The 21,746-nt window shown below is 67.0% G+C and carries 21 protein-coding genes and 1 tRNA gene; 15 read left to right on the top strand and 7 right to left on the bottom strand.

All coding sequences use genetic code 11. From position 1 onward, the window contains the following. Positions 1-309: 309 nt before the first annotated feature. Together ACVCMI_RS14830 and ACVCMI_RS14825 are read left to right on the top strand one after the other, a co-directional pair. Complete coding sequence (locus ACVCMI_RS14830) at positions 310-1,800, top strand: nucleotide excision repair endonuclease (protein WP_447098312.1); 1,491 nt, start codon at positions 310-312, stop codon at positions 1,798-1,800. Beyond that, on the top strand, positions 1,797-2,579 hold the full coding sequence (locus tag ACVCMI_RS14825; RefSeq protein WP_447098313.1) for a hypothetical protein: 783 nt from the start codon (positions 1,797-1,799) through the stop codon (positions 2,577-2,579). Before ACVCMI_RS14830 ends, ACVCMI_RS14825 begins: the two co-directional genes overlap by 4 nt. 681 nt (positions 2,580-3,260) lie before the next feature. On the opposite strand, the gene ACVCMI_RS14820 is transcribed toward ACVCMI_RS14825, so the two are convergent. The 7 genes from ACVCMI_RS14820 to ACVCMI_RS14790 all read right to left on the bottom strand — a co-directional run bounded on the left by ACVCMI_RS14820 (position 3,261) and on the right by ACVCMI_RS14790 (position 8,225). Beyond that, positions 3,261-3,336, bottom strand: a tRNA-Phe gene (locus tag ACVCMI_RS14820). A gap of 82 nt (positions 3,337-3,418) precedes the next feature. Beyond that, the gene (locus ACVCMI_RS14815; RefSeq protein ID WP_447098314.1) at positions 3,419-3,697 is read right to left on the bottom strand and encodes an oxidative damage protection protein; all 279 of its coding nucleotides are present in this window, start codon (positions 3,695-3,697) and stop codon (positions 3,419-3,421) included. A gap of 201 nt (positions 3,698-3,898) precedes the next feature. After that, positions 3,899-5,194 (bottom strand): EAL and HDOD domain-containing protein, encoded by a 1,296-nt coding sequence (locus ACVCMI_RS14810; protein WP_447098315.1) that lies wholly within the window; start codon positions 5,192-5,194, stop codon positions 3,899-3,901. A gap of 103 nt (positions 5,195-5,297) precedes the next feature. Beyond that, on the bottom strand, positions 5,298-5,744 hold the full coding sequence (locus tag ACVCMI_RS14805) for a flagella synthesis protein FlgN (RefSeq protein WP_447098316.1): 447 nt from the start codon (positions 5,742-5,744) through the stop codon (positions 5,298-5,300). Further along, positions 5,741-6,064 (bottom strand): flagellar biosynthesis anti-sigma factor FlgM, encoded by a 324-nt coding sequence (gene flgM / locus ACVCMI_RS14800; RefSeq protein ID WP_395119841.1) that lies wholly within the window; start codon positions 6,062-6,064, stop codon positions 5,741-5,743. Before flgM ends, ACVCMI_RS14805 begins: the two co-directional genes overlap by 4 nt. A 155-nt stretch (positions 6,065-6,219) precedes the next feature. Then, positions 6,220-6,924, bottom strand: coding sequence for a flagellar basal body P-ring formation chaperone FlgA (gene flgA, locus ACVCMI_RS14795; protein WP_447098317.1), 705 nt, complete (start codon positions 6,922-6,924; stop codon positions 6,220-6,222). After that, on the bottom strand, positions 6,921-8,225 hold the full coding sequence (locus tag ACVCMI_RS14790) for a methyl-accepting chemotaxis protein (RefSeq protein WP_447098318.1): 1,305 nt from the start codon (positions 8,223-8,225) through the stop codon (positions 6,921-6,923). Before ACVCMI_RS14790 ends, flgA begins: the two co-directional genes overlap by 4 nt. Before the next feature lie 208 nt (positions 8,226-8,433). Between ACVCMI_RS14790 and ACVCMI_RS14785 the strand changes: the two genes are divergently transcribed. The 13 genes from ACVCMI_RS14785 to ACVCMI_RS14725 all read left to right on the top strand — a co-directional run bounded on the left by ACVCMI_RS14785 (position 8,434) and on the right by ACVCMI_RS14725 (position 21,725). Further along, positions 8,434-9,381 carry a chemotaxis protein gene (locus ACVCMI_RS14785; protein WP_395119838.1) on the top strand — a complete coding sequence of 316 codons (948 nt, stop codon included), beginning with the start codon at positions 8,434-8,436 and terminating at the stop codon, positions 9,379-9,381. A 168-nt stretch (positions 9,382-9,549) separates the two neighbouring features. Further along, entirely contained in the window at positions 9,550-9,951 is a 402-nt protein-coding gene (gene flgB, locus ACVCMI_RS14780; RefSeq protein WP_447098319.1) for a flagellar basal body rod protein FlgB, read from the top strand. After that, a complete protein-coding gene (flgC, locus tag ACVCMI_RS14775) occupies positions 9,951-10,373 on the top strand; it encodes a flagellar basal body rod protein FlgC (RefSeq protein ID WP_447098320.1) in 423 nt (140 codons plus the stop codon). The genes flgB and flgC overlap by 1 nt, the downstream gene beginning before the upstream one ends. 46 nt (positions 10,374-10,419) lie before the next feature. Beyond that, a complete protein-coding gene (locus tag ACVCMI_RS14770; RefSeq protein ID WP_447098321.1) occupies positions 10,420-11,064 on the top strand; it encodes a flagellar hook assembly protein FlgD in 645 nt (214 codons plus the stop codon). Between the two features lie 38 nt (positions 11,065-11,102). After that, positions 11,103-12,326, top strand: coding sequence for a flagellar hook protein FlgE (gene flgE / locus ACVCMI_RS14765; protein WP_395119834.1), 1,224 nt, complete (start codon positions 11,103-11,105; stop codon positions 12,324-12,326). 92 nt (positions 12,327-12,418) lie between these two features. Next, positions 12,419-13,159, top strand: coding sequence for a flagellar basal-body rod protein FlgF (gene flgF / locus ACVCMI_RS14760; protein ID WP_395119833.1), 741 nt, complete (start codon positions 12,419-12,421; stop codon positions 13,157-13,159). A gap of 49 nt (positions 13,160-13,208) precedes the next feature. Further along, the gene (flgG, locus tag ACVCMI_RS14755; protein ID WP_447098322.1) at positions 13,209-13,994 is read left to right on the top strand and encodes a flagellar basal-body rod protein FlgG; all 786 of its coding nucleotides are present in this window, start codon (positions 13,209-13,211) and stop codon (positions 13,992-13,994) included. Positions 13,995-14,005: 11 nt separating this feature from the next. Then, positions 14,006-14,686, top strand: coding sequence for a flagellar basal body L-ring protein FlgH (gene flgH, locus ACVCMI_RS14750; protein ID WP_447098323.1), 681 nt, complete (start codon positions 14,006-14,008; stop codon positions 14,684-14,686). 131 nt (positions 14,687-14,817) lie between these two features. After that, the gene (locus ACVCMI_RS14745; RefSeq protein WP_447098324.1) at positions 14,818-15,921 is read left to right on the top strand and encodes a flagellar basal body P-ring protein FlgI; all 1,104 of its coding nucleotides are present in this window, start codon (positions 14,818-14,820) and stop codon (positions 15,919-15,921) included. 13 nt (positions 15,922-15,934) lie between these two features. After that, on the top strand, positions 15,935-16,996 hold the full coding sequence (gene flgJ / locus ACVCMI_RS14740) for a flagellar assembly peptidoglycan hydrolase FlgJ (RefSeq protein ID WP_395119829.1): 1,062 nt from the start codon (positions 15,935-15,937) through the stop codon (positions 16,994-16,996). Between the two features lie 72 nt (positions 16,997-17,068). Next, positions 17,069-18,943 (top strand): flagellar hook-associated protein FlgK, encoded by a 1,875-nt coding sequence (flgK, locus tag ACVCMI_RS14735; protein ID WP_447098325.1) that lies wholly within the window; start codon positions 17,069-17,071, stop codon positions 18,941-18,943. A gap of 2 nt (positions 18,944-18,945) precedes the next feature. Continuing rightward, the gene (gene flgL / locus ACVCMI_RS14730) at positions 18,946-20,148 is read left to right on the top strand and encodes a flagellar hook-associated protein FlgL (RefSeq protein ID WP_447098326.1); all 1,203 of its coding nucleotides are present in this window, start codon (positions 18,946-18,948) and stop codon (positions 20,146-20,148) included. A 131-nt stretch (positions 20,149-20,279) separates the two neighbouring features. Beyond that, positions 20,280-21,725 (top strand): flagellin N-terminal helical domain-containing protein, encoded by a 1,446-nt coding sequence (locus ACVCMI_RS14725; protein ID WP_447098327.1) that lies wholly within the window; start codon positions 20,280-20,282, stop codon positions 21,723-21,725. Positions 21,726-21,746 lie beyond the last annotated feature (21 nt).

Here is a 21,746-nt window from a genome sequence, read left to right as displayed (position 1 = left end):
CGCCTTGATATGGGGGCGTTGCACTTGGAAGTTGAGTCTAAGAGCTACTACCGGCAACTCGCCAGTCAGGCAGCCCCCGTGGAGGTCTGACTTAAACCAAACAGCCTCCACGGAACCCGGGGCGATTCAAACCGTCTAGGTCGCCAACTAGCTTTGACCCCCGCCGCGAGGTCTCGAAACCTGAGATCCAAATCGCCCTATGATCTGGCGCATCATCTTTTAGCTCCGTTGAGAATTCGCTCGGTCATGAGGTGCGACCCGAGGTTTGCTCGCTCACCTGGTTGCAGCCATCTACGCAAGGAAGGTCATATGAATCGTCAGAATGAATCGACCCACAGCACCGTCGTGCTTCCGGATCTCCTAGATAAAGTCATAGAGCGGGGGATCACCAACGTCCGTCGCAAGCTCGTGGCGGGCTACAGGAACAAGAAGAACTCTCGCCCCAACGCGAAAACTTCTGATCCTGGGGCCGTGCTCTCAGATACGTTGGACGCGACAGGCGCATCCAGTGTGCTGGAGGTTGCTCAGCGAGGACAGGCATGGAAAGAAGTGATCACGAAGTCATTCGTGAGTGGCATTTCGTCCATCACGACGATCAAGTTTGACGGCGCGTTTACCGTGAAAGGTGGCGTCGCCGAAGGCATGCGCGACATGCCGAATGCGCCTGGGGTTTATGTCGTCTTTGACAAAGAAAACCGGCCTGTCTATGTGGGAGATAGCACGAAGCTGGGCAAGCGCTGGGTCGCTGGTCATATGAACGACTATCGGCGGGGCAGACGGATGGGCAAGCCCTACAAATTGGATAGCGTGCTGGAGGAGGGGTGCACAGTGCGGTGGATTGTCATGGGATCTAAGGAAACCGCAGCTGCATTGGAAGCTCACCTTATCCGGGAGCATAAGCCCGCGATCAACAGTCGCGAAGAGCTTCTGACGGAACAGGGCACCCGCAGCAACCAGGAGGGGAAGAAGATCAAGGATTCATCCGGAAGCACTGCAAAGCTGGTTGGTGGTGCGGCAAAGGAAGGCTTGGCTAACATGTCTTTCGCGATACTTGAGCAATTGGCTGATGCTATTTGTTTTGCGCTAAAGGATGAGCTTGCGGACATCTGCTTCGGAGAAGGGAAGCCAACGCTTGCCGAGCGTGTGGAAAGATTTCTGCGCAAGGTTTTCGAGGCCGTTAAGGGTTTGGTGACGTCCGCGATGCAGTTGCTTTCTGGGCTCATCGAGTTCGTGGTTAATGCATTGTCCAAGGCCATCGCTGAGGTTTATGCGCTCGTGAGGAACCTCTGCGATCTCGCCAAAGGCGCATGGGATCTCTATCGAGGTTCGAAGACCATGAGTCGGGAAGAGCTCATCGTCAAGATCTCTGAGACGGTCCTCGTCAGCGGCATGTTGGTCTTCTGGGACGCGATCGACCCTCTTATCGAAACACAGCTGACTGCCTTCGTTGGACCGTTCGCGCCCTACCTGGCGGCCTCGCTAACCGCAATTGGCTTTGGTGTCAGCAGCTACTGCTTGAGAAAAGTCATTCCCGCGGCGGTGGCTTACATCGTCAATCTCAAAACCGGCTGGCATGACGCTCTAGACGCGGCTCGGGACGCGGTTGACCAATTGGTGATCGTGGCTCAACAGGAAATGATCCTCATGGGTGTGGCACGCGAATATTATGAGTCGACGCAAGGGTTTGTCATGGCGACGATAGAAAGCACGGCTGTTCTGCGGGAGCACACGTCAATCAAGCGTCTCGATATGCGCCATTTGGTGGCGCTCCCGTACGACAAGCCAGAGGCTCAGCCATGAGCGAAGTGATTACTCCCAAGCTGGTCAAGCTCGCAGAGCCAGAATGCGTGGATGCATCGGTGACTCCAGCAGACGCTGAGGCCCCTTCGGCAGGGGACGCCCTGGTCCAGTTTGAGGGGCACCTGAACAATCTCGCCGAATCTATGGCCTCAGTGGAGGGCGCTGGCAAGCTGGCTGACTCCTATCAGAACAAGGGGGCTTTCACCCTGTTCATAGGCTCGTTTACCGGCACCGGTCAGAAGGACCTCGCTCGCATGGTCGGGCAGCTGGCGGGGAGCCTCCATACGACACAATTAGCTCTCGAACTGGTGATGAAGATGCAGATCCGCAAGAATGCGGTTCTGCGTGATTTCCACGATGCACTGACCCGGAAAATCGAAAATCTCGCTGCGGATTCGACTACGCTTGACGCCAATCAACGCGAGGCTGCGATCTTCATCCTCACCGAGTTGCGCCGGCACGTTGAAGAGCAGATGGCTCACCGGGCCATGGTCGAGGCACATGACGATCAGCTGCAGGCGCTAGGTGCGCAACTGCGTTCCACCAGTGAGTTGCTCGTCGAGAGCGAGGCCAAGGCTGCGCACGAAATCGCTGGCCTCAAGTCAAACTTAGCTCGATCTGAGCAGGCTTGTGCTCAGGCCATTCAGCGGATCTCGCTACTTGAAGATGCCCTGCGTCCGATGCACACGTTCTGGGGCAAAATGTTGCGCTACGCATTACCAGTGGCTTCCTTGATCTTGGCAGGTGTAGCGTTGGACATTGTTGTTGCTCATGGGTAGCCGTCGCGGCAGTCCAATCGCGTGTTTTGCGACGAGGTTGCACCAAGATCCCCCTAGTTGAGCGGGATTGGCCTGCCCATGAAAGGAGAGCTCATATGTTTCGCATCATCGGCGCCGCTGTGGTCTATGGATTCGCGCTATTCGGATTGGCAACCTATCTTCAAAAATCATCGTGTCCTGTCGAGTGATGGCAGTCAGGCACTACGATACAAGGGCGCCCGAGGGCGCCCTTTCTCTTTCAAAAGATGATCCGTTCGCGCTGGTCAATCGCGGTTTGTAAGGCGACCGCATGCTTTGACTTCGCTTCTTGGACCTGCAGCGCTGGCGCAGGCAGGAAAACGACCCGAGTCTTTGTTTTCGTGTAGACCCGACGTCCCCCCGCTTTGAGTAACGGGACCGTTTGGAGTCCGAGGTCAAAGGGGATGGAATCGAACCGCCGACACGGGGATTTCCAGGGGACGCGCTTGACGCAATTAGTCACTGTATCCCTGCTAAGAAGTTCAGAGATGCGACACTCCCGAGACCCGTCCTCAGCCTGATTCCCTCGTTTGGGGACCATGCCTGCAAATGCGATCCGTCGAGCTGGGGAACACTCATCCGAGCTGGGGAACGGGGAGGGGGACAGGGGGACCACAAACAAAAAAGCCCACTGGGCAAAGTGGGCTAAGTTGTTGATTTACATGGTGGCCGGGGACGGAATCGAACCGCCGACACGGGGATTTTCAATCCCCTGCTCTACCAACTGAGCTACCCGGCCGGGAACCTGGCGATCAAGCACAACCGGGTGGGTTGCCGTTGATGCGTGGAGCCGTGCATTAGACCCAAAGTGTGCGGAATCGTCAAGACGCGGAAGGCGGCGGGGTGAAGCCAGCGGCATGGTCGACCTCGCCGCCGAAGAGGAATTTCTCCATCTGCTCGCCCAGGTACTGGCGCGATTTCGCGTCGAGCGGGTTGAGCCGGTATTCGTTGATCAGGGTGGTCTGGTGGGCCAGCCATTGCTGCCACGCGGGCTTGGAGATCTCGGCATAGATGCGCTGGCCGAGGGGGCCGGGCCAGGGTGCGAAGTCGAGCCCTTCGGCGTCGACGTGGAGCTTGCTGCAGTGGATGGTGCGGCTCATCGGTTCATTCCTGTGCGCCCGCGCGAAAAGCGCGCGGGTACGGCGGGGGAGTGTGCGATGCGCGCGGGGTCGGGTCGCTGATCTGCGGCAAGCGGAGTGGCCGACACGGCGCATTCGCGACGAGTGCGCATTATCGGCGATGGGCGCGGGCTTGTCGCGCGGGGGTGTGTGACAAACCCCCGGCGGTGGCCCGGTGTGCGGTCAGGCGGCCTGCTTGCCGTTGGCGGAGGCGAACACCTGGTCGGCCCACTGCGTGGCGCCCAGGTAGATCGAGGCCATGCTCATGATGCGCTGGGGCGTGGCCATGCCGCTGGTCATTTCGCCGGCTTCCCAGGCGATGATCTGCTTGAGCAGGGTGCCGTAGGGACCGCTGCGGTCGGTCAGCGCGTCGCTGACTTCCGGCACCAGCCGCAAGTGGCTGAGCAGGAAATCCATCGGTGCGCACATCAGCGTGTCCAGCAGCGAGAACAGGCCCACGGTGAAGGCGGTTTCAGGCGAGATGGCCGAGTTGCCGGCGGCGAATTTCTCGCACATGTGCGCACGGATCAGCGCCGCGCGCAGCAGCTCGGGCGGGTGGTCGTCCATGCCGCACAGGGACATCGTCTCGATCCAGTTGCGCATGCGCGTGACGCCGAAGAAGATCGCCGCCTGCTGCACCGACTTCAACTGGCGCGGCAGGGCGAAATAGGCGGAGTTCACGCAGCTGAGCAGCTTGTAGCTCAGCACGGCGTCGTCGCGGATGATGTTGCCCAGTTCCACCGGCCCGGGGTTCTTTTCCTGCAGCGCGCCCATCAGCCGCAGGATGCTCATGCGGTTGGCGGTAAGCACCGGCACGGCGACGGGCTGCGGGATCAGCAGGAACCGTCCCTGGATCGCCTGCACCTGCAGCTCCAGGCAGCGCTCGTAGGTGGGGTGGTCGTTGACCTGGCCGATGACCACGCGGATGCCGCGGGCGAACAGGTACTCGGTGCGCTCCTTCAGCGTCTCCGGCGTCAGCCGGCTGGCGTCCAGCCGCACCAGTTGCACGATCTGCAGCAGCGCCTGCAGCTGGCGGCTGCTTTCCGGGTCGATGTCGCCGGCTTCCAGCAGCAGCTGGCAGCCGCGTTCGGCCATCTGCTGCAGGCGCTTCATCAGCGCCGCGTCGTCGGCCACCGAAGGTTGCAGCACCACGCCAAGGCGCGGCTGGTGCAGCAGCACGTCGGAGTCTTCGGGCAGCAGTTCGGCTGGCAGGTTGAGGAAGGCGCGGTTGCCGCGCACCAGCCGGGTCAGCGCGCCGTCGGTGATGGTGGAGAGCACGCTGCGCAGCAGGTTCTGCTCGTCACCCGGCTCGCAGTGGAAGACGATTTCATAGGCGAACAGGTTGCGCTCGCGGTCGAGCATCGGCGTGCGCAGCACCGGCAGCGGCGTGGCCAGCGGAACGAGTGCCGAGGCGGGGGGCTGTTCGGTGGCGCTGGCGTGTTTCGGGGAGGCGACGGGGGAGGCGTGGAGATTGCTCATGGTCGGTCATCGCATCGGTGCGGGGCCAGCCGGCGCCGGCCGTGTGGTCAGTGGGGGTGTCGCCTGCGGGGACAGGTGGCAGCGAAGGGGTGGGATGTCGCGTTCATGCGGCGGCCAGCGATTTGGAGCGCAGGCTGCCGTGCAGTTCGCCGCCGCTGCCATAGAGTTCGCCTTCGCCGGCGTGGCCGGTGAGGATGGCCAGCGCCTGGCGCAACTGGGCCAGCCGCTGGTTGACCAGGCTGCCGTTGCGCAGGTTCAGCGCGTGGCAGTGGCGCAGCACCTGCAGGATCTGCGCCCAGCGCGATTCGCGCGATGCGTCGCTGACCGGCTGCTGGCGCTGCAGCAGCCGACGGTCGGCGTCGAGTTGCTCCAGTTGCTGCATCAGCGCCTGCTTGCGGTTGCCCGCCGCGTCCAGCGCTGCCGCGTCGGCGATGTCCAGCGCGGCACGCTCGGCTTCCAGCGTGGTCTGCAACTGCTCGGCACGCTGCTGCATCTCGTCCAGAACGGACGCGAGCGCATCGTTCAGTTCGTGCTGCAGCGGCTGCCTCATGCCTTGTCCGTGCCGCCGAGTTGCTGATCCATCGCCAGCAGGCGTTCGGCGATCTTGCCGGCGTCGATCTTGTAGCTGCCGTCGGCGATGGCCTGGCGCACCTGTTCGACGCGTTTGGCGTCGATCGGCGAGGCGTCGCCCAGCCGGGCGACCTCCTGCAGTGCCCGCGCCGAATCGGTCAGCTTGAGCTGATCGGCGTTGCGTGGCGCCGCGACCGAAGCCTCCGGCGCGGCGGCTGCATTGGCCGAGGTGCCGCTGCCCGTGCCGCTGCCGGCCTGCGGCAGCTTCGGCAAACCGTTGTTGGTAATCGTCGTGTTCATGGAACCCGTCCCGCTGGAGTGTGCCCTGTGACTGGATAATCGGCCGCTGTCCGGAAAACTTTAGCAGCCCGTCGAAAAATCGACCGGGCCGCGACCGTCGCTCGCGCCGTGGCGCAAGTGACTGATTTTCATGGTTCGAATGAGGGGTGTCGGTTTCATGGCAGGGCCACCACCACGCCCGGCGCGCTGACCATGGCGTCGATCACCCGCCCCGATGCCGCGTTGCGCACGCGCAGGCGGGCGCCGTTGTCGCCGCTGCCCAGCGCCACGCCTTCGGCGCGCACCGAGATGCCTTCGAGCTGCGCCAGCACCTGCACGTGGTCGCCCGCGCGCACCATGCGCCGCCCGCCCAGGCTGCCGGGACTGAGCACGCTGCCGCGCGCCAGTGCGCGCGAAAGCGTGCGGCCGGCGATCTGCTCGAGGTTGTCCAGGTAGCCGTAGCCGAGGCGGGTCACGTCGCGTTCCTCGACGTGCACGTCGGCGGCGCCGATGCCGTCGCCGCGCAGCAGCGCGCGGCTGCTTACCAGCACCTGGCGAAACACCTGCAACTGGATCGGCACGCGCACGATCCAGCCGCCGGGCTGCGGGCACTGCACCGGCACGGTCATGCGCGAGCGCGGCTGTGCCTGTTCGGAAACGAGCGCGCGCAGCGGCTCGCTGCATGCGTCCAGTTGCAGGCGCGTGTCCAACGGCTCGGTGCTGACCACGACGCGGCTGCCGGGTCGGCTGTAACGATCTTGCATCGCCTGTTTGGCTGCCGCGCGCACGCTGTCGAGCGACTGCGTGGCAGCGGCATGCGCGGTGGCGCTGCCCAGCAACGCGACCAACCCGACGGCGGCGAGGGCGGCGCGCAGGGTCATGCGTCGGCCAGCAGGGCGTCGAGCTGGGCCAGCAGGGCGTCCTGGCCCGCTTCGAGTTCGCGTGCCACGGCGCCGGCCTGGTCGAGTTGCCCGGCGCCGAGCAAGGTGATGAAGCGCTGGCCCTGTTCGCCCAGTTGGGTGCCGGCATCGCCGAGCGCGGCGCCGTTGTCGCTGCCGCGACGCAGCCGGGCGAGCCGCTGCACGCCGCTGACCAGGGCGTGGGTGTCGAACCAGCGCCGGTCCAGCGCGGCCGGTTCGAGCAGGGCCAGGCTCATCGCCTGGCGCAGGTTCATGGCCGCTTCGCGCACGGTCAGGCTGAGGCTGGCCGGGTCGTTGCCGCTTTCGCCTTCCAGCCAGTCCAGGCCCAGGCGATGCGCCAGCAGGGCAGCGCGATGGAGCGATTCGGATTGGCGCCGCGCCTCGCTGCTGCGTCGCTGCGAAGCGCCCAGTGCCGCCTGCGCGGTGGTGGCGCGCGCGTGTTGCGCGTCGTGACCCTGTTGCAGCTTGCGGATGCGTTCGCTGGCGGTACGCAGGGTGGCGCTGCCTTCGCCCAGCTGGTTGCTGCACTGGCTCACGCCGACCTGGGCGCGCTTGAGCTGCTGCAGGCCGTGGTTGACGTCGCCATCGAGCTGCAGCGAGAAATCGCCGATGGAGACGGTGACGGTCTCGATTTCAGTGGTGGTCAGCGCGGTTTTCTCGGCCAACTGCTTGACCTCGTCGGCCACCACCGCGAAGCCGCGCCCGGCCTCGCCGGCGCGGGCCGCCTCGATGGCGGCGTTCAGCGCCACCAGGTTGGTCTGATGGGCGATCTCCTGCACGGCGCCGGTCAGCTTGCGTATCTGCGCGACCTGTTCGGCCAGCTTGCTCTGGTTGCGGTTCATTGCGCTGAGCGCGCTGCGCAGCAGGCGCAGCTGGCCGTCCAGCTCGCTGACGCCGTCGGCGCCGACGCTGCCGGCGTGGCTGGCCTGCTCCAGGTCGGCGCCCAACTGCTGCAGGGCCGTCGAGATCCCGGCGCTGCCATCCGTCAAGCGATCGACGCTGGCGCGGCTTTCGGCGGCGGCCTGGTCCAGTGCGGTCTGCTCGCGCGCCAGTTGTTGTGCGGCGCCGAGCACGAGGCCTTGCTGTTCCATGGTCTGCAGCGCCACCGCCGACGGCGGCCGACTGGCGGCGCGCGCCAGCAGCGGCGCCAGTACCGCGGCGGTGCGCGGGTGGCGGTGTCGCAGCACGGCGAGCTCGGCGTCGTCCCCCTGGGCGGCGGCTTTCACCAGGGCGGCAATGTGCTGTTTGAGAAGAAAGCTCATGGTGCTGGCATCGACTCGCAAAGGAATGGAATGGCTGCTGCATCGGCCACAGGTGTCGAAGCTTGAGCAAGCAATCCGCATGCCAGTGGGTGCGGCGATGTGATCACCCCACCACTGGGGGCGGGCTTTGCCGGCTAAAGGCGGGGCATGCCCGGCCGATAGCGCAGCAGACGGTCGCGTGGCGGCCGCGCTTGCCGAGGGAGGCCGCATGGCCGGCACATTGCTGGAGAAAGTGGAGCAGCACACGCGGCTGGCCGGGCACAACCGGGTGGCGATGCTGTTGTTCCGGCTGGGCGACCAGCAGTTGTTCGGCATCAACGTGTTCAAGGTGCGCGAGGTGCTGCGCCGACCGCCGATGGAGCGCCTGCACGGCGTGCACGAGTTGATCGCGGGCAGCTGCGATTACCGCGGGCAGACCATTCCGGTGATCGATCTGGCTGCCGCGCTGGGTTACGCGCCGCTGCGCGAGGTGGAATCGGCGCACCTGATGGTGACCGAGTTCAACCGCTCGGTGCAGGGTTTCCTGGTGGCCGACCTGCAGCGCATGGTGCATTGCGCGGGCGACGCGATGGCAGCGCCGGCCAGTGCGCTGGGGTTCGGTTCGCGGGTGAACGCGGTGACCCGGGTCGATGGCGCGCTGCTGGCGGTGGTCGACGTGGAGCACGTGCTGGCCAGCATCGACGCACCGCCGGCCGAGCTGTCGGCGGGGCTGCAGCGCGAGGCCAGCCATCGTTCGCTGGCGTCGCGGCGGGTGATGGTGGTGGACGATTCGGGCATCGCGCGGCGGCGGCTGGTCAACCTGTTCAAGCAACTGGGCACCGATTGCGTGGTGGCCAAGGACGGGCGCGAGGCGCTGGAGCGGCTGCTGGAGCTGGCCGCGGGCGACCCGGCGCAGGCGATCGAACTGGTGGTATCGGACATCGAGATGCCGCGACTGGACGGCTATGCGCTGACCCGCGCGATCCGCGAGGCGCCGACGCTGCGCCGGATCAAGGTGCTGTTGCACAGCTCGCTCAGCGGCATGTTCAACGAGGGCATGGTGAAGGAGGTCAAGGCCGACCGCTTCGTGGCGAAGTTCCACCCCGACCAGCTGGCGCAGGCGGTGATGGAGTTGCTGCCCGAACCCGTCGCCGCGCCGCAGGCGGCAACCGGCTGACGCCGGGCACGCGGCGCCGGGGCCGCGTCAACAAACCGTCTTTCGCCGCGGCATCTGCCTGACGGCGCCGCGCGACATGCGCGGAATTCGAGCTGCCGCAAGGCTTCCCGGCCCGTGGCATGCAATTTGCCTTTCGCTTCCGTGCAGCAGTGCATGCGGAGCGAAACGATGAACCCGTCCACCCCCAATCTGTTCGGCATCCATACCCGGGCGCTCGACCTGTGGCAGCGCCGTACCGAAGTGCTGGCCAACAACCTGGCCAATGCCGACACGCCCGGATACCTGGCGCGCGACGTGGATTTCCGCAAGGTGCTGGCCACGGCCAGCGACGCGGCGAACGGCGTGACGCTGGAAACCGACGCGCCGGGCCAGATCGCCGGCGCCGGGCGCAGCGCCGAGGCGCTCGCCTACCGCGTGCCGACCCAGCCCGGCATGGACGGCAACACCGTCGATGCGCAGGTGGAGCAGGCCGCGTTCGCCGCCAACGGCGTGCATTACCAGGCCAGCCTGTCGTTCATCACCGCGCAGATCCGCATGTTGCGGATGGCGATCAACGGAGGCCAGGGCTGATGTCGATGTTCTCCATCTTCAGCGTGGCCGGCTCCGGCATGGCCGCGCAATCGACCCGCCTCAACACGGTGGCCAGCAACCTGGCCAATGCCGACAGCGTGGCCAGTTCGCCCGAAGCGGCCTACCGCTCGCGCGAGCCGCTGTTCGCGACTGTCCGCAACCAGCAGGGCGCCGGCGATCCGAACGCGCCCGGCGACGGCGTGCAGGTGCTCGGCGTCACCGAGAGCCAGGCGGCGATTCCCCGCCGCTACGAACCGGGCAACCCGCTGGCCGATGCCGACGGCTACGTCTATGCGAGCAACGTCAATCCGGTCGACGAGCTGGTCAACATGATTTCCGCTTCGCGCTCCTACCAGAACAACGTCGAGGTGATGAACTCGGCGCGCCAGCTGCTGCAGAAGACCCTGGACCTGGGCAAGTGAGGCGCCTGCACATGAATCACCTTCAGTCCGCCACGAGGAACCACGCATGAGCGACATGGCGATCGGCAATGCCGCCAGCGCGGCGAAGGCAGCCAGCCTGGGCAAGGAGAAAACCCTGGGCCAGGCCGACTTCCTGAGCCTGCTGGTGCAGCAGATGCGCAACCAGGACCCGACCAAGCCGATGGATTCATCGCAGATGGTCAGCCAGCTCGCGCAGATCAGCCAGGTCTCGGCGACGCAGGCGTTGCAGGCCTCGTTCGACGATCTCGGCAAGTCGCTGCAGGGCAACCAGATCCTGCAGGCGAGCGGGATGATCGGCCGCGATGTGGTGGTGCCCGCCGAGGCCGGCACGCTGGCCGCGGGCGGCATGGACGGCGCGGTCAACGTGCCCGACGGCGGCGGCCAGGTGTTCGTCAAGATCACCGACGCCAGCGGCACCGTGCTGCGCACGATCGACCTGGGCAAGCCCGCGGCCGGGTTGGTGCGCTTCCACTGGGACGGCATCGGCGACAACGGCGAGGCGCTGGCGCCGGGCACCTACGGGCTGGCCGCGCAGGCCGGCAACACCGCCGTGGCGACTTACGTCAGCGGCAAGGTCACCGGCGTGGGCATGACCGGCGCCGACGGCACCTATCTGGACGTGGATGGTTTTGGCGGGGTCCTGCTGAGTCAGGTCGCACAGATCAACTGACGACCTCAAGGGTCGCAACCGAACGAGGAAATGCTCCGATGGCATTCAACATTGCACTGAGCGGTCTGAACGCCGCCTCGAAAGATCTCGAGGTCACGGCCAACAACATCGCCAACACCGGCACCACCGGTTTCAAGGGCTCGCGCGCGCAGTTCGCCGAGCTGTTCAGCGCGGCCGGCCCCAACTTGAGCTCCAGCCAGGTCGGCAGCGGCGTGCGGCTGACCAACGTGGCGCAGCAGTTCACCGCCGGCAGCGTGGAGACCACCAACAACAGCCTGGATTTCGCCCTGAGCGGCGAGGGCTTCTTCACCATCCGCGACGGCAAGGGCTACTCCTACACCCGCGCCGGCGCCTTCCAGAAGGACCAGAACGGCTACGTGATGAACGCCAACGGCCAGCGCCTGCAGGTGTTCCCGCCGGTGGCCGGCGGCGGCTTCGACACCAGCACCATGACCGACCTGCAGCTGTTCACCGCGCAGAACGCGGCCAAGGCCACCAGCTCGGTGCAGATGGCCTTGAACCTGCCTTCCGACGCCACGCCACCGGCCACCGCCTTCGACCCGCTGAACGATCCGTCCAGCTACAACCAGGCCACGCCGTTCACCGCCTACGACTCGCTCGGCGCCACCCACAACGGCGTGGTGTATTTCGTCAAGGACGCGGCGGCCAACGTGTGGAACGCCAACCTCTACATCGACGGCACCGCGGTCGGCACGCCGCAGACGCTGACCTTCGGCAGCAACGGCAGCCTGGTTGCCCCTGCCAACGGCCAGCTCGCGTTCCCCGCCGCGGCGGTGAGCCCGGGTGCCGACCCGATGCAGCTGACCCTGGACATGACCAAGGCCACCCAGTTCGGCAACGCCTACGCCGCCAGCGCGATCAACCAAGACGGCTATCCCACCGGCATCCTGTCCAGCATCGACGTGTCGCGCGAAGGCGTGGTGCAGGCGAAGTATTCCAACGGCCAGAGCACCGCGCTGGGCCAGCTGGCGATCGCCCAGTTCAGCAATGAACAAGGCCTGCGCCAGCTCGACAACACCAACTGGGCGGCCTCGTACGACTCCGGCACGCCGGTGATGGGCGCCGCCGGCAACGGCACCTTCGGCAGCGTGCAGGCCGGCGCGCTGGAGGCCTCCAACACCGCCGACCTCACCGCGCAGCTGGTCAACATGATCAAGGCGCAGCGCAACTACCAGGCGAATGCGCAGGTGATCTCCACCGACAACCAGCTGACCCAAACCATCATCAACATTCGCAATTGAGGGAATGGGGAATAGGGAATGGGGAATCGGAAGAGCGGATCACCGCACCTTGCCTGCTCCTCGTTCTCTACTGACCACACCCGGGAATCCACATGGACAGATCGCTTTACGTAGCCATGACCGGCGCCACGCAGATGATGCGGGCGCAGTCCGAGGTGGCGCACAACCTGGCCAATGCCGACACGGTCGGCTTCAAGGCGCAGCTGTCGGCGTTCCAGCCGCTGGTGATCCAGGGGCCGGGGCTGGCCACGCGGGTCAACGGCGTGGCGCACGGGCTGGGCGTGGATCTGCGCGAGGGCGGCCAGATCGAGACCGGTCGCACGCTGGACGTCGCCGTGCAGGGCACCGGCTGGATCGCGGTGCAGGGCGCCGACGGCAGCGAGGGCTACACCCGCGCCGGCGAACTGCGGCTGACGCCGGACGGCCTGCTCACCGACGCGCGCGGCAACCTGGTGCTGGGCGAGGGCGGTCCGATCAGCGTGCCGCAGAGCAGCCAGATGAACATCGGCGCCGACGGCACCGTGTCGGTGGTGCCGATGGGCCAGTCGCCGGAAACCATCGCCGCGGTGGGCCGGATCAAGCTGGTCAACCCGCCGGTCGACCAGCTCGCGCTGGGCAGCGACGGCCTGATGCACCTCGCCGACGGCACTACCGCGCAGGCGGACCCGGCGGTGGCGCTGAAATCCGGCGTGCTGGAGTCGAGCAACGTCGACCCTTCGCAGACGCTGGTGCAGATGATCCAGCTGTCGCGCCAGTACGAGCTGCAGATCCGCTCGATCAAGAGCGCCGACGAGAACGCGCAGGCTGCTTCGCGCCTGCTGCAGATGACCTGACCGGCCTCGCCCAAACAGACATCCAGACGTCCAGACGGAGTCCAACGACATGTTTTCATCCTTGTGGGTAGCCAAGACCGGCCTCGATGCGCAGCAGACGCGCATGGACGTCATCTCGAACAACCTCGCCAATGCCAACACCACCGGCTACAAGAGCGCGCGCGCCGCGTTCCAGGACCTGGTCTACCAGAACCTGCGTCAGCCCGGCGGGCAGACCACCGAGCAGACCCAGGCGCCGTCCGGCCTGATGCTGGGTACCGGCGTGCGCGTGGTCGGCAGCGAGAAGCTTTTCACCCAGGGCAACATCGAGCAGACCGGCAACTCGCTGGACCTGGCGATCCAGGGCCGCGGTTTCCTGCAGGTGACGATGCCCGACGGCAGCATCGCCTACACCCGTGACGGTTCGCTGCACATGGACCAGAACGGGCAGATCGTCACCGCCAACGGTTACGCACTGGACCCGGCGCTGAGCGTGCCGGCCAATGCGCAGAGCATCACCATCGGCAGCGACGGCACGGTCAGCGTGAGCCTGCCCGGCCAGGCCGCCACCCAGCAGATCGGCACCGTGCAACTGGCCGATTTCATCAACCCCGCCGGCCTGCAGCCGAACGGGGACAACCTCTATCTCGAGACCGCCTCCAGCGGTTCCCCGCAGATCGGCCAGCCCGGCCTGAACGGCTTGGGCACGCTGGCGCAGGGCGCACTGGAGTCCTCCAACGTCAACGTGGTGGAGCAGATGGTCAACATGATCGAGACCCAGCGCACCTACGAGATGAACTCCAAGGCGGTGTCCGCCGCCGACTCGATGCTGCAGTTCCTCACCAACAAGACCTGAGGCGCGACGTGATGCTTGCCTGCCGTTTTCCCCTTGCCCTGTGCGCGCTGGCCCTGCTGGCCGGCTGCGCCAGCGGCCCGGGTGCCCGCGACGACGCCCAGTGGGCGCCGACCCTGCCGCCCGCGCCGCAGATGGCTGCCGCGCCCGCCGACGGCTCGATCTACCACGACCAGCAGAACATGGAGCTGTTCGCCGATCCGCGCGCGCATCGCGTGGGCGACATCCTCACCGTCGCGCTGGTGGAGAGCACCCAGGCCAGCAAGAAGGCCACCACCACCACCAGCAAGACCGACAAGGCCAAGCTCGCCTCGCCCACCGTGCTCGGGCATGCGCTGGCGATCGGCGGCAAGGTCGCCGACATCGGCCTGGACGGCGAGCGCAGCTTCGACGGCGCTGGTTCGAGCAGCCAGAGCAACCAGCTCACCGGGCAGATCACCGTCACCGTGGCGCAGCGCCTGTCCAACGGCAACCTGATCGTGCGCGGCGAGAAGTGGCTGACCATCAACCAGGGCCAGGAGCTGGTGCGCATCGCCGGCATCGTGCGTCCGCAGGACATCGGCCAGGACAACGTGGTGCCGTCCACCCGCGTCGCCGACGCCCGCATCAGCTACACCGGCCGCGGCACCCTCGCCGACGCGAACACGCGCGGCTGGCTGTCGCGCTTCTTCAATTCCAAGTGGATGCCGTTCTGATGGCCGCGTTGAACATTGCGTCGTGCGCTTCCGCTCCTGGCGAGGCACATCTGCCGGGAAGCGGCGGGCAGTGCCCGCCCTACGGGCAGCGTGTAGGGCGGGCACTGCCCGCCGGTGTCGCCACGCAAAAGGTGAAGAGCTCGTTGGTGATCGCTCTGGTGCTCTTGCTCGGACTGGTCGCCCCCGTCCACGCCGACAAGATCCGCGACCTGGTGCAGGTCGCCGGCGTGCGCAGCAACCAGCTGATCGGCTACGGCCTGGTGGTGGGCCTGGACGGCTCGGGCGACCAGACCACGCAGGCGCCGTTCACCACGCAGAGCCTGGAGAACATGCTGCAGCAGTTCGGCATCACCGTGCCGGCCAATGCGCGGCCGCAGCTGAAGAACGCCGCGGCGGTGATGGTGACGGCCGACCTGCCGCCGTTCGCCAAGCCGGGCCAGACCATCGACGTCACCGTCGCCTCGATCGGCAACGCCAAGAGCATCCGCGGCGGCCAGCTGCTGATGGCGCCGTTGCGCGGCGCCGACGGCAACGTCTACGCGGTGGCGCAGGGCAGCGTGGTGGTCGGCGGCATCAGCGCGCAGGGCAAGAGCGGCTCCAGCGTGCAGGTGAACATTTCCGCCAGCGGACGCATCCCCAACGGCGCCTCGGTGGAACGCGTGGTGGCCTCCTCGTTCGCCGGCGGCGGCGACCTGATGCTCAACCTCAACACGGCGGATTTCACCACCGCCACGCGCATCGCCACCGCGATCAACCACGCGTATGGCGCCGGCACCGCGCAGCCGGTGGACGGCGGCACCGTCTCGGTGCGCGGCCCGCAGGACCCGGCGCAGAAGGTGGCCTGGCTGGGCGCGATCCAGAATCTCGACGTGCAGCCGGGCGATGCGCCGGCGCGGATCATCGTCAACTCGCGCACCGGCACCGTGGTCATCGGCTCGGACGTGCGCGTCACCGCCGCGGCGGTGGCGCACGGCGCGATCCAGGTGACCATCGGCGAACAGCCGCAGGTCAGCCAGCCGGCACCCTTCAGCCAGGGCCAGACGGCGATCGTGCCGTCCAGCAGCGTGCAGGTCAGCGAGGAAGGCGCGCACATGTTCAAGTTCGGCCCGGGCGTGAGCCTGGACGCCATCGTGCGCGCGGTGAACCAGGTCGGCGCCACGCCCAGCGACCTGATCTCGATCCTGCAGGCGCTGAAGCAGGCCGGCGCGCTGCATGCCGACCTGGTGGTGATCTGAGCGAGGTGATGCCATGACGCCGCTGAATCCCGCTTCCCCCGCGCTGGACACCTGGACCGAACTGTCCGGCTTCCAGCAACTGCGTGCGCAGGCGCGCAGCGACGGCGGCAAGAGCGCGCTGCCGGCGGTGGCGAAGCAGTTCGAGGCGATCTTCACCCAGATGATGCTCAAGTCCATGCGCGAGGCGAACGCCGGCATGGGCAGCGACCTCGCCGGCAGCGAGCAGGTCGACTCCTATCGCCAGTTGTTCGACCAGCAGCTCTCGCTGAGCCTGGCCAACGGCAAGAACGGCCTGGGCATCGCGAAGATGCTGGTGCGCCAGCTTGGCGGCAAGGGCGAGGCGGCTGCGGCCGCGGCGCCCCGGCAGCCTTTTGCGGTGCCGGTCGCCGATGTGCGCAACGCGCACGTGCGCGCGCTGCTGCAGCTGGGCAACGAGCCCGTTGCCGGCGACGACGCAGCCAGCGCGATCGGCATGCCGTCGACCGCCGACAACGACTCGCCGTGGCAGCACGTGGTCGACCGCATGACCCGCGGCGCGATGGACGTGGCCGACACCGCCGCCCACTGGCTTCCCGGCGGCGACCCGGTGAACTTCGTGCGCGCCCTGGCGCCGCATGCCGCCGAGGCGGCGAAGAAGCTGGGCGTTTCCGTGCGCGCGCTGCTGGCGCAGGCTGCGCTGGAAACCGGCTGGGGCAAGCACCTGCCCAAGGGCAGCGACGGCAGCAGCAGTTTCAACCTGTTCGGCATCAAGGCCGGCAGCAGCTGGGATGGCGACAAGGTCAGCGTGCCCACGCTGGAGTACGAGAACGGCGTGGCGGTGCGCCGGCGCGACGCGTTCCGCGCCTACGATTCGCCGGCCGATTCGTTCGCCGACTACGCGCAGTTGATTGCCGACAGCCCGCGTTACCAGCAGGCGCTGGGGCAGGGCGAGAACATCGCCGCGTTCGCGCGCGGGTTGGTGCATGGCGGGTATGCGACGGACCCTGCATACGTGGCCAAGATCACGGCGATCGCCAACAGCGCGCAGATGCGCGAGGCGCTGGCGGCGCTGCAGCAGCCGGAGGCATTCAAGTGATCCCCCCTCCGGCCGTTAACGTTTCCACGCACCGCGCGATCCGGGCGGTGTGCCATGCGTCGAGGATGTTCCATGGCTGACATGCTTTCGACCGGCGTGTCCGGGCTGCTCGCCTCGCAGATCGGGCTCAGCACGGTCAGCCACAACGTGGCCAACGTGAACACCGACGGCTACAGCCGCCAGGTGGTGTCGTTCGGCGCGCGCCTGCCCGAGGGCCAGGCGGGCTACTACGTCGGCACCGGCGTCAATACGGTGGCGGTGCAGCGTGCCTACAGCGAATTCCTCAACGCCTCGCTGTGGTCGGCCAGCTCGGGCCAGGGTCGTGCCAGCACGATGGCGGGCCTGACCGCCCAGCTCAACAACCAGCTGGCCGGCAGCAGCAACTTGCAGACGTCGCTGGACGGTTTCTACGGCGCGGTGCAGGACATGGCCAACGCGCCCTCCGACGCCGCCTCGCGCCAGGTGCTGCTGGCCCGCGCCGGTGGGCTGGCGACCACCTTCCGCGCGCTGTCCGGCCAGTTCAGCCAGCTCTCCGGGCAGATCCAGCAGCAGATCCGCGACACCGTGGACGCGATCAACGTCGACACGCAGTCGATCGCCAAGCTCAACGAGAAGATCCGCTCGTTCTCCTCCACCGAAGGCATGCCGCCGGCCGACCTGCTCGACCAGCGCGACGCGCTGGTCAAGAAGCTGGCCGGCGAGGTGGGCATCAGCGTGGTGCCGCAGAACGACAACACCATCAGCGTGTTCGCCGGCAACGGCCAGGCCCTGGTCACCGGCACCGAGTCGCACGCGCTGGGCACCGCCGCCAATGTCTACGACGCCACCCGCGTGGAGGTGGTGGGCGCCGACGGCGGCAACGTGATCAGCGGCCGCATCGGCGGCGGCGCGCTCGGCGCGCTGCTGGATTTCCGCAGCAACGTGCTCGACCCGGCGCAGATCCAGCTCGGCCGCGCGGCGCAGGCGATGGCCAGCGCGTTCAACGCGCAGCATGCGCAGGGCGTGGATCTGCACGGCGACGTCGGCGGCCAGTTCTTCAGCGCCTCCGGACCGACGGTGCAGGGGGCCTCGACCAATGCCGGCAGCGGCACCGTCGCGGCCAGCATCACCGACCTCGGCGCGCTGCCGGCCAAGGAGTACGTGCTGAGTTTCGACGGCACGGCCTGGAGCATGCGCGACACCAGCGGCAATGCCGTGACGCTCGGCGGCAGCGGCACCAGCACGGACCCGTTCACGGCCGCGGGCCTGAGCCTGGTGGTCGGCGGCAGCGCCAGTGCCGGCGACAGCTTCCGCGTGCAGCCCAGCCGCGATGCCGCGGCCAGCTTCGGCGTGGTCGTCGACCAGCCCGACAAGATCGCCGCGGCCGCCCCGTTCGTGGTCGCCGCCGGCAATGCCAACGCGAGCAGCACCACGGCACGAGCGAGCATCGCCGACGGCAGCGACCCGGCGCTGTTCAACGCCTCCTCGATCGTGTTCAGCTCGGCCACCAGCTACAGCATCGACGGTGGCCCGGCGCAGACCTTCACCGCCGGCCAGCCGATCGTGCACAACGGCTGGAGCATGCAGCTCGATGGCGCGCCGCAGGCCGGCGACAGCTTCAGCCTCAAGGCCAACAGCAACGCGCAGGGCGACAACGCCAACGCGCTGATGCTGGGCAAGGTCGCCAATCTCGGCGTGCTCGACGGCGGCGTCACCAGCACCGGTCGCGCCTACAGCCAGCTGGTCGGTCAGGTCGGCAGCGCCGGCGCGCTGGCCAAGGACGAGCTGACCACGCAGACCGCGGTCTACAACCAGGCGATGGGCGCGCAGCAGAGCGTCTCCGGCGTGAACCTGGACGAGGAGGCCGCCAACCTGGTGCGTTACCAGCAGGCGTACCAGGCCTCGGCCCAGGTCATCAGCACGGCCAACAGCATTTTCAACGCGCTGCTCGGCGCGGTGCGGAGTTAACCATGCGCGTCTCCACCAGCTGGATCCAGCAGCAGTCCGTCGGCAGCATGATGAGCCGGCAGAGCGACCTGTCCGATCTCAACACGCAGCTCAGCACCGGCAAGCGGATCAACCAGCCGTCCGACGATCCGGTCGGCGCGGCGCGCGCGCTGGACATGTCGCACCTGATCGCCGACTCGGCGCAGTACCAGCGCAACATCACCTCGGCGAACGCGCGGCTGGGCCTGGAAGACCAGACCCTGTCCAACACCGGCAACGTGCTGCAGCGCGTGCGCACCCTGCTGCTGCAGGCGGCCAACGGCAGCCAGACCGACGGCAGCCGTGGCGACATCGCCGCCGAGCTGTCGCAACTGCGCGCGCAGTTGCTGGGCCAGGCCAACAGCACCGACGGCCAGGGCGAATACATCTTCGCCGGCAACCGCACCGGCACGCAGCCGTTTGTCTCGGGCGACTCGGTCAGCTACCTGGGCGACGCCGGCCAGCGCATGGTCGCCGCCGGCCCCGGCCTGCAGGTGGCCACCGGGGATGCCGGCAGCGCGGTGTTCATGGACATCCCCACCGGCAACGGCACCTTCGCGGTCAGCGCCGCGGCGGCCAACACCGGCTCGATGGTCGCCGGCGCCAGCAGCGTCAGCGATCCGTCGGCCAGTCCGTCGGCATGGGACGGCGGTGCGTACAGCATCGTGTTCACCGCCGCCGACGCGTACGAAGTGCGCGATGCCGGCGGCGCCGTGCTCGACAGCGGCAGCTACGATCCGGCCAAGGGCGGCAGCGTCACCTTCCGCGGTGCGCAGGTCGCGTTCAGCGGCACGCCCGCGGCCGGCGACACGTTTGCGCTGGGCGCCTCGGGCAAGCAGGACGTGTTCACCACGCTGGACAACATCATCAGCACGCTGCGCACGCCCAACGGTGGCGACGCGCACATGCAGAACGCGATCAACACCCAGTTCGCCAATCTCGACCAGGCGCTGGACTCGATCACGCGCACGCGCGGCATGGTGGGTGCGCGCATGAACGCGCTGACCCAGCAGGGCGCGCTCAACGACGACCTCACCTTGCAGTACAAGACGGCGTTGTCCGATGTGCAGGATCTGAACTACTACGACGCGATCAGCCAGCTCGGTGCGCAGACCACTGCGCTGCAGGCCGCGCAGCAGACGTTCACGAAAATCCAGGGTTCAAAATTGTTCGACTATTTGCGTTGACAAGGCTCAAGTTTTGGTGTGACGGGTCGAAACAGTACACAAGGCGGATGCATTCAATGGTGAATCCCCGCCGGATTGTCTGAGCCGACCACTGTCGGCATACCAACTCGATTCGGAGAATTCCCATGGTCATGAGCGTCAACACCAACATCAGCTCGCTGAATGCCCAGAAAAACCTGGCTGCCTCGCAGAGCAAACTGAGCACCGCGATCGAGCGCCTGTCCTCGGGCATGCGCATCAACAGCGCCAAGGACGATGCCGCCGGCCTCGCCATCTCGACCCGCTTCACCACCCAGATCAACGGCCTGAACCAGGCCGTCAGCAATGCCAACGACGGCATCTCGCTGGCGCAGACCACCGAGTCGGCGCTGAACGAGGTGACCAACAACATGCAGCGCATCCGTACGCTGGCCGTGCAGTCCGCCAACGCCACCAACTCCGACTCCGATCGCGCCGCGCTCGATGCCGAAGTGCAGCAGCGCCTGGCCGAGATCACCCGCATCTCGCAGCAGACCACCTTCAACGGCCGCCACGTGCTGGACGGCAGCTTCGGTTCCGCCGCGTTCCAGATCGGCGCCAACGTCGGCGAGACGATTTCGGTCAACCTGAGCAAGGGTGCGGGTGCGGCGCAGGTGGGTCAGATCGCCTCCGCGTCGAGCGCGACGGGTGTGTTCACCGCCGCATCGGCAGTGACGGCAGTCACCGGTGTTGCCAACGTTGCAATCGCCGATGCCACGCTGGCCGCGGGCTTCACGTTTGATGGCGTCGCCGTCAGCGTGGCCGCTGGCTCCGCCAACATGGCTGCCATGGCGGCCTCGGTGAATGCGTCGCTGGATAGTGGTGCCACCGCCGGCAAGTACACGGTTACTGCAAACGGCACCACGGGCCTGACGATCACCCAGAATACGGCCAGCACCAGTGCCATGGCGCTCAGTAATTTCAGTGGCACGGCGACGCAAGGCGCCGCCTCCACCGCCGGTGTCACCGGCGTGGCCGTTGGCGATGCAATCCCGCTGGTGCTGGCCGACGACGGCAGCGACTTCTCGCTGCAGGCGGGCTCGGGTGCCGTGACGACCTTCAGCGGCACGTTCAACACGGCCAGCGATCTGGCGGCCGCGATCAACGCCAAGGGCATCGCCGGCGTGTCGGCCTACGCCGACGCAAAGACGGGTGTGCTGCACCTGGCCTCGCAGGAAGCGCTCACGGTCGGCGGCGCCAAGGGTACCGGCGTCCTCGGGTTCAGCGCCACGAACGGCATCGGCGGTGACCTGGCCAGCGCCGACGTGAGGTCGGTGGCCGGTGCCAACGCCACCATCAGCCGCATCGACTCGGCGCTGACCACCATCAGCTCCATGCGCAGCGACCTGGGCGCGGTGCAGAACCGCTTCACCTCGACCATCGCCAACCTGCAGACCATCTCGCAGAACCTGAGCGCGTCGCGCAGCCAGATCCAGGATGCCGACTTCGCCGCGGAGACCGCGAACATGTCCAGCGCCAACATCCTGCAGCAGGCCGGCGTCTCGGTGCTGGCGCAGGCCAACGCCACCACGCAGAGCGTGTTGAAGCTCCTGCAGTAACTGCTTGACCCGGAACGGCCG

This window comes from Rhodanobacter sp. UC4448_H15 (genome assembly GCF_052978265.1).
The sequence above is the reverse complement of the archived record's forward strand: the minus strand, read 5'-3'. Positions and strand labels throughout refer to the sequence as shown.

What these genes read in the sequence shown, in the direction of transcription:
- ACVCMI_RS14825 (WP_447098313.1), top strand. Translation starts at nt 1,797, where the DNA reads ATGAGCGAAGTGATTACTCCCAAGCTGGTCAAGCTCGCAGAGCCAGAA.
- ACVCMI_RS14785 (WP_395119838.1), top strand. Translation starts at nt 8,434, where the DNA reads ATGGCCGGCACATTGCTGGAGAAAGTGGAGCAGCACACGCGGCTGGCC.
- flgJ (WP_395119829.1), top strand. Translation starts at nt 15,935, where the DNA reads ATGACGCCGCTGAATCCCGCTTCCCCCGCGCTGGACACCTGGACCGAA.
- ACVCMI_RS14790 (WP_447098318.1), bottom strand. Translation starts at nt 8,225, where the DNA reads ATGAGCTTTCTTCTCAAACAGCACATTGCCGCCCTGGTGAAAGCCGCC.
- ACVCMI_RS14770 (WP_447098321.1), top strand. Translation starts at nt 10,420, where the DNA reads ATGAGCGACATGGCGATCGGCAATGCCGCCAGCGCGGCGAAGGCAGCC.
- flgF (WP_395119833.1), top strand. Translation starts at nt 12,419, where the DNA reads ATGGACAGATCGCTTTACGTAGCCATGACCGGCGCCACGCAGATGATG.
- ACVCMI_RS14815 (WP_447098314.1), bottom strand. Translation starts at nt 3,697, where the DNA reads ATGAGCCGCACCATCCACTGCAGCAAGCTCCACGTCGACGCCGAAGGG.
- ACVCMI_RS14810 (WP_447098315.1), bottom strand. Translation starts at nt 5,194, where the DNA reads ATGAGCAATCTCCACGCCTCCCCCGTCGCCTCCCCGAAACACGCCAGC.
- ACVCMI_RS14725 (WP_447098327.1), top strand. Translation starts at nt 20,280, where the DNA reads ATGAGCGTCAACACCAACATCAGCTCGCTGAATGCCCAGAAAAACCTG.
- flgG (WP_447098322.1), top strand. Translation starts at nt 13,209, where the DNA reads ATGTTTTCATCCTTGTGGGTAGCCAAGACCGGCCTCGATGCGCAGCAG.
- flgB (WP_447098319.1), top strand. Translation starts at nt 9,550, where the DNA reads ATGAACCCGTCCACCCCCAATCTGTTCGGCATCCATACCCGGGCGCTC.
- ACVCMI_RS14830 (WP_447098312.1), top strand. Translation starts at nt 310, where the DNA reads ATGAATCGTCAGAATGAATCGACCCACAGCACCGTCGTGCTTCCGGAT.
- flgE (WP_395119834.1), top strand. Translation starts at nt 11,103, where the DNA reads ATGGCATTCAACATTGCACTGAGCGGTCTGAACGCCGCCTCGAAAGAT.
- flgA (WP_447098317.1), bottom strand. Translation starts at nt 6,924, where the DNA reads ATGACCCTGCGCGCCGCCCTCGCCGCCGTCGGGTTGGTCGCGTTGCTG.
- flgL (WP_447098326.1), top strand. Translation starts at nt 18,946, where the DNA reads ATGCGCGTCTCCACCAGCTGGATCCAGCAGCAGTCCGTCGGCAGCATG.
- flgC (WP_447098320.1), top strand. Translation starts at nt 9,951, where the DNA reads ATGTCGATGTTCTCCATCTTCAGCGTGGCCGGCTCCGGCATGGCCGCG.
- flgK (WP_447098325.1), top strand. Translation starts at nt 17,069, where the DNA reads ATGGCTGACATGCTTTCGACCGGCGTGTCCGGGCTGCTCGCCTCGCAG.
- flgH (WP_447098323.1), top strand. Translation starts at nt 14,006, where the DNA reads ATGCTTGCCTGCCGTTTTCCCCTTGCCCTGTGCGCGCTGGCCCTGCTG.
- ACVCMI_RS14805 (WP_447098316.1), bottom strand. Translation starts at nt 5,744, where the DNA reads ATGAGGCAGCCGCTGCAGCACGAACTGAACGATGCGCTCGCGTCCGTT.
- flgM (WP_395119841.1), bottom strand. Translation starts at nt 6,064, where the DNA reads ATGAACACGACGATTACCAACAACGGTTTGCCGAAGCTGCCGCAGGCC.